At 71.5% G+C, this 4,520-nt stretch carries 5 protein-coding genes; 4 read left to right on the forward strand and 1 reads right to left on the reverse strand.

The annotated features are described in order from the left end of the window. Positions 1-179 precede the first annotated feature (179 nt). Complete coding sequence (locus tag ACFWPJ_RS03600) at positions 180-395, forward strand: hypothetical protein (protein WP_378846647.1); 216 nt, start codon at positions 180-182, stop codon at positions 393-395. Positions 396-399: 4 nt separating this feature from the next. On the opposite strand, the gene ACFWPJ_RS03605 is transcribed toward ACFWPJ_RS03600, so the two are convergent. Then, positions 400-912, reverse strand: a complete 513-nt coding sequence (locus ACFWPJ_RS03605; protein WP_378846649.1) for a hypothetical protein — start codon at positions 910-912, stop codon at positions 400-402. Positions 913-1,174: 262 nt separating this feature from the next. On the opposite strand from ACFWPJ_RS03605, the gene ACFWPJ_RS03610 reads away from it, so the two are divergent. The 3 genes from ACFWPJ_RS03610 to ACFWPJ_RS03620 form a co-directional block, all read left to right on the forward strand. Continuing rightward, positions 1,175-1,942, forward strand: a complete 768-nt coding sequence (locus tag ACFWPJ_RS03610; protein ID WP_378846651.1) for a DeoR/GlpR family DNA-binding transcription regulator — start codon at positions 1,175-1,177, stop codon at positions 1,940-1,942. Beyond that, positions 1,939-2,928: a 1-phosphofructokinase family hexose kinase gene (locus ACFWPJ_RS03615; protein ID WP_378846654.1), complete on the forward strand. Its 990-nt coding sequence runs from the start codon at positions 1,939-1,941 to the stop codon at positions 2,926-2,928. The genes ACFWPJ_RS03610 and ACFWPJ_RS03615 overlap by 4 nt, the downstream gene beginning before the upstream one ends. Before the next feature lie 400 nt (positions 2,929-3,328). Next, positions 3,329-4,520: fructose PTS transporter subunit IIA (locus ACFWPJ_RS03620; RefSeq protein ID WP_378846657.1), on the forward strand; the 1,192-nt coding region annotated here is incomplete at its 3' end.

Here is a 4,520-nt window from a genome sequence, read left to right on the forward strand (position 1 = left end):
GGATCCCGCCGAGTGCGGCCAGGTAGATCTCGTTCTGATAGTCGGCGAACTGACTCATCGCTGAACTTTCGCATGCGAGCTGTGGTTCACAAACCCCAGGGGGGATGTAAGGTGCGTCATACTCGTAAGTAGACAGCAGCGAACCAGCAGCGCGTTCCGAGATTGTGAGTGCCCCTGTCGTGACCCTCGTCGAACACTCGGCCGCGGCCGCACCCGCCGACCCGGACGTTCTCCTCGCTCAGCGCATCACCAGCGCGGCAATCCGCTACCTCACCCTCCTCGCCTGCGGTCTGTCGCAGGATTCGATGGATCTGCTCACCTCGGTCACCGACCGACTACGCGCGGCCGAGGGCGCGCTCCGCGATCCGCTCACCAGCGACCTCGGCTTCGACTGACAACTCATCGACGTCGCGCCGTCGGCGCGGCCAGGTCGGCCAGCCGATGGGCGCGGGCGATCTCGGCGGGCGCGGCCACGACCACTTCGTCCAGGACCGCGTCCTCGAGTTGATGCACGTGCACCGTCAGGATGTTGGCGTCGCGGTGCGCCAGGTATTTGGCCAGCGTCTCCAGCGCGCCCGGCCGGTCCGCCAGCCTGACCCTGATCCGCCACAGCGCCTGCGCCTGGTCGATCCGATCGCGATGCCGTAGTTCCGGGCCGTGCAGCCAGCCGCCGAGCATCCGCATCGCCGACGGCTCGACCACCCAGATCACCAGGATCGTGGTGGTGATCGTCAGCAGCGCGACCGTCAGCAGATAGGGCGGGTGCAGGTGGATCACCAGCGCGTGCAGCGCCAGTTCCACCGGGAACACCGCCGCCAGTTTGGCCAGCGCCAGCCGGGTGCGGCGGGGATGGGGCAGGCGGCCGCACACCTCGCAGGCCAGGACACCGGGTCGCACCGCGTTTCGCCACATGCGGGTCAGCGTCACCCGGGCGCGTGTCGATCACCGCAGTCGCGCGTAACAGCGGCGTGACGGCCTGCACGAATTCGTTGACCTGCAGCGACTTCCCTGGTGATACCCGCCACTGGCCGTGCTCCGCTGTGACCGCGAGCACCATCGCGACGCGATAGGCGGCGACAACAGTTGTGACCCGGCTCACCAAAAATGATTGACAAAACCACACAAATGGGCATAAAACAACATAAGTACACATTCTGATGAGCCGGAGGACACCATGTACGCCGAAGAGCGGCAGCAGGCGATCGCGACCGTGATCGGGAATCGCGGACGGGTCTCCGTCGCCGAACTGGCCGACCAGTACGGCGTCACCACCGAGACCGTGCGGCGCGACCTCGCGGTGCTCGACCGGCTCGGCCTGATCCGGCGCGTGCACGGCGGCGCGGTCGTCTCCGGCGCGCTGACCACGATCGAACTGGGCACCGTCGAACGCGACAGCACGCGCGCCGCCGAGAAGGACCGCATCGCCGAACTCGCCCAGCGGTTCCTGCCCGGTCCCGGTGGCAGTGTGCTGTTCGACGCGGGCACGACCACCGCGCGGGTGGCCGCGGCGCTGCCGACCGATCTGGACCTCGTCGCCGTCACCAACTCGCTGCCCATCGCCACCCGGCTCACCGGACTCGCCGGGGTGCGGGTGCATCTGCTCGGCGGACGCGTGCGCGGGGTCACCCAGGCCGCCGTCGGCGCCGAGACGTTGCGGGTGCTCGGTGAACTGCGCGTCGACGTCGCCTTCGTCGGCACGAACGCGCTGACCGTGCGGCACGGCCTGTCCACGCCCGACCCGGAGGAGGCCGCGGTGAAGCGGGCGATGATCGCCGCCGCCGACCGGGTCGTGGTGGTCGCCGACGCGGGCAAGGTCGGCCGCGAGGATTTCGTGCGCTTCGGCAGCATCGACGACATCGATGTCCTGGTCACCGATTCCGATATCCCGGCCACCGCGCACGCGGAGCTGGTCGGGGCGGGAATCGAGGTGGTGCTCGCATGATCGTCACGCTGACCGCGAACCCGAGTGTCGACCGGACGGTCACCCTCACCGAGCCGTTGCGGCGCGGGCAGGTGCATCGCGCCGCGGGTGTCACCTCGCATCCCGGCGGGAAGGGCGTCAATGTGGCGCGGGTTGTCGCCGCGGGCGGTGCGCCGGTCGTGGCGGTGCTCCCCGGTGCAGAGGACGATCCTGTCGTGCACGGGTTGCGCACGGCAGGCATCGGATGTCGCTCGGTGCCGGTGACAGGTGGGCCGCGAGTCAACCTGACGATCGCCGAAACCGACGGCACCACAACCAAGATCAACGAACCGGGGCGTCCGCTGACCGGGCGCGAGCTGGCCGAACTGACCGCCCTGCTCGTCGAACTGGCCGCCGGGGCCGAGTGGATCGTGCTGTCCGGCTCGCTGCCGCCCGGAGTGCCGGTCGACTGGTACGCACAGCTCGTCGCCACTTTGTCCCCGCTCCGCGCGTGGAACGGAGCCCGCCGCACCCGCATCGCGGTCGACACCTCCGATGCGCCCCTGCTGGCCCTGTTCACCGAATCCCTCGGCGCCGCACCCGACCTCCTCAAGCCCAACTCCGACGAGCTCGCCCAGCTGACCGGCCTCAACCCGGTCGATCTCGAAGACCCCACCGCCGCCGCGTCGGCCGCTTCGATCCTGATCGACCGCGGCGTCGGCGCCGTATTGGCCACGCTCGGCGCGGCAGGCGCTGTGCTGGTGACCGCCGAGGACGCTTGGTTCGCCGCCGCGCCGCCGATCGTGCCGCGCAGCACCGTCGGCGCGGGCGACTCCGCCCTGGCCGGGTACCTGCTCGCCGACCTCGCCGGCGCCGACCCTGCCGACAGGCTCCGTAGCGCCGTCGCCTACGGGAGCGCGGCCACCGCCCTGCCCGGCACCGGACTGCCGGGACCAGCGGACATCGTGCTGGACGCGGTCACAGCCCGGCCACTCCGGACGACATCCGACCGACCGGCCCCGGCATGAGCACCGCCGGCCCCAGGCCCGGTACACAACGGCCCGCCGCGACCCGAACTCCGCGCGCTCTTCGCCGAGAACCCCGGCGTCCGCTGGGGCCGCGACCGGCGGAGACAGCCGAGACTCCCCTCGGCCGCCCGGTCCAGTCCCGGACCCAGATGACTGAGTTCCGCAGCTCGGCTCGGTCCCCGGCCCGCCTTCGCCGACCAGCAGTCAGGTGGGTTCGGAGCCGCACATGGCGGAGACAGCTGTTCACCCCCGCAGCCGCCCTGCCCCGCCCCGGCCCGGCTGATGTGCACCGAGCAGTTCCGCAGCTCGGCGGACTCCCCGCCGTGTTCCACCCTCGCTCGATATCCGCCGGACCAGCGCCCCCGATCCTGCTCCACCCTCACTCGCGAAAGACACCACGATGGCCGATTCGATCATCACCACCGACCTGATCACCCTCGACGCCGACCTCGGCGCCGACAAGGACGCGGTGATCACCACGCTCGCGGGCACCCTCGCCGCGACGGGCCGAGCGAGCGACGCCGACGCGGTGAGCCGGGCAGCGCTGGACCGGGAAGCACAGTCGGCCACCGGTCTCCCCGGCGGCATCGCCATCCCACATTGCCGAGCGGCGGCCGTCACCACCGCGTCCCTTGCCTTCGCCCGGCTATCCCCCAAGGTCGACTTCGGCGCACCGGACGGCCCCGCAGACCTGGTGTTCCTGATCGCCGCACCGGAAGGAGCGGGCGCCGAGCACATGCAGCTGCTGTCGTCCCTGGCACGCGCGCTCGTCCGACCGGCCTTCGTCGCGGACCTGCGGTCGGCCGCGACGCCGGCGGACGTCGTGGGACTCGTCGAGGGCGTGATCAATCCGCCGCCCGCCACTACCGGGACTGCGGCCGGCACTACCGGGACTGCGGCCGGCGCTTCGGCAACGGGTTCGCCGGCGGTCACTGGAGGCGCGGCTGCCCACGGGGCAGGAGCAGCCGGAGCGTCGGCGGGCCGCGGCGACACGAGCGGTGGTGCCGGTAGTGCTGCTGCTGCCGCGACGGCCGCAGACGCAAACGCTGCTGGTGACGCTGACGGCACCGAGACTGCGGGCGGCGCCACGCCCGGCGATAGTGCTGGAGCCACGGGTGGTTCAGCAGCCGCCGGTGGTGCCGGAGCGACGGTTGGTTCCGCAGGTGGGTCGGCTTCCGGTGCGCGGCCGAAGATCGTCGCTGTCACCGCCTGTCCGACCGGTATCGCCCACACCTACATGGCCGCCGACTCTCTTGTCGCCGCGGGCGAGCGGGCCGGAGTCAAGGTGGCCGTGGAGACTCAGGGCTCCAGTGGCGGCGACAAGCTCGATCCGGCCATCATCGCGGCCGCCGACGCGGTCATCTTCGCCACCGATGTGGGTGTGCAGGGTCGTGGCAGGTTCGCGGGCAAGCCGGTCGTCGAATCCGGCGTCAAGCGCGCCATCAACGAACCCGACACGATGATCGCGGAGGCCGTCACGGCGAGCACCACCCCGGGCGCCGCCACGGTCGGCGGCGCAGCGCCCCCGCCCGCGCCGGGGGCGGGCCAGGGCCCCGGGGGGGGGGCGCGCCCGCGGCCGGTCAGGCTCACCC

Origin of the sequence: Nocardia sp. NPDC058497, from assembly GCF_042720195.1 — a bacterium.
Lineage (GTDB): Bacteria > Actinomycetota > Actinomycetes > Mycobacteriales > Mycobacteriaceae > Nocardia.

Coding starts and splice junctions, on each gene's coding strand:
- ACFWPJ_RS03610 (WP_378846651.1), top strand. CDS start 1,175: ATGTACGCCGAAGAGCGGCAGCAGGCGATCGCGACCGTGATCGGGAAT.
- ACFWPJ_RS03605 (WP_378846649.1), bottom strand. CDS start 912: ATGTGGCGAAACGCGGTGCGACCCGGTGTCCTGGCCTGCGAGGTGTGC.
- ACFWPJ_RS03615 (WP_378846654.1), top strand. CDS start 1,939: ATGATCGTCACGCTGACCGCGAACCCGAGTGTCGACCGGACGGTCACC.